We start from the raw sequence: 1,405 nt of genomic DNA, 5'->3' as shown, positions 1-1,405 counted from the left end.
AGCCGGGGTGGAGGCGGTGGCCTCCCACTTCGAAGGGATGGGGCGGCGTGTGTCCCGGTTGCGGGTCTCGCACGCCTTCCACTCGCCGTTGATGGAGCCGATGCTGGATGACTTCCGCGCCGTGGTCGGAGGGCTGGCGTGGTCGGAACCGGTGGTGCCGGTCGTGTCGAACGTGACAGGCGCGGTGGCCGGGCCGGGCCTGTTGTCGGATCCGGAGTACTGGGTGGGGCATGTCCGCGAGGCGGTGCGTTTCGCGGACGGGGTGCGTGCGTTGCGGACCCTGGGGGTGTCGCGGTTCGTGGAGTGCGGCCCGGACGCGGTCCTGACGGGTCTGGCCCGTCAGGTCCTCGACCACGACAACGACGCGGGTGAGCAGGTGGTGTTCGCGTCCATGCTGCGTGGGGGCCGGGCGGAGGACACCACCGCCGTGACCGCCCTGGCCGAACTGTTCGCCTCCGGCGCCGACGTCGACTGGACCGCCCTGTTCAGCGAGCGGGACCGCGTACCGGTGGACCTGCCCACCTACGCCTTCCAGCACCAGCGGTACTGGCTGGACATCCCGGGGAACAGGGCCGGTGACGTCGGTTCGGCCGGTCTCGACGGCGTCGACCACCCGCTCCTGAGCGCGATGGTCGTGTCCCCGGAGTCCGGTGGCGTGGTGCTGACCGGCAGGCTGTCGGTGGACGCGCAGGCGTGGGTCGCCGACCACGACGTCCTGGGCCGCATCCTCCTGCCCGGCACGGCCTTCGTCGAACTCGCCGTCCGGGCGGGCGACGAGGTCGGCTGCGCGGCGGTCGAGGACCTGACGCTGGAGGCGCCGCTGGTGCTGCCGGCCGGAGGCGGTGCGGCAGTGCAGGTGGTGGTCGGCGCCGTCGACGAGACGGGCCGACGCACCGTGGACGTGTTCTCGCGCACCGAGGACGCCTGGACCCGGCACGCCACCGGTCTGCTCGCCCCCCACACGACCGTCCCCGACTTCGAACTCACCGCCTGGCCGCCGCAGGGCGCCCGACGCCTGGAGGTCGAGGGCGCCTACGAGCGCCTGGCGAACCGCGGATACCTCTACGGACCCGTCTTCCAGGGGCTGAAGGCCGCCTGGCGGCGCGGCGACGACGTGTTCGCGGAGGTGGAGCTGCCCGAGGAGTCGTGGGAGGAGGCGCACCGCTTCGGGCTGCACCCGGCACTGCTGGACGCCGCCATGCACGTCGACCTGCTGCTCGACGGCACGGACGGGGACGAGGGCGCGACCATGCTGCCCTTCTCCTGGAACGGCGTCTCCCTGCACGCCTCCGGTGCCACCGCCCTGCGCGTCCACATCCGGCGCCTGCGCGGTGAGGAGGTTTCGGCCATCGGGGTTGCGGACTCCACCGGCCAACTGGTCGCCACCGTGGACTCCTTGGTCACC

General features: G+C 72.7%; 1 protein-coding gene. It reads left to right on the top strand.

Features of this window, described 5'->3' with window-relative positions; translation table 11 throughout:
• Positions 1 to 16 precede the first annotated feature (16 nt).
• Positions 17 to 1,405 (top strand): polyketide synthase dehydratase domain-containing protein (locus ACL02U_RS32815; RefSeq protein WP_412794665.1); only part of this gene is annotated, 1,389 nt, incomplete at its 3' end.

This window comes from Streptomyces sp. MS06 (assembly GCF_047200655.1).
Lineage (GTDB): Bacteria > Actinomycetota > Actinomycetes > Streptomycetales > Streptomycetaceae > Streptomyces.
The sequence above is the reverse complement of the archived record's forward strand: the minus strand, read 5'-3'. Positions and strand labels throughout refer to the sequence as shown.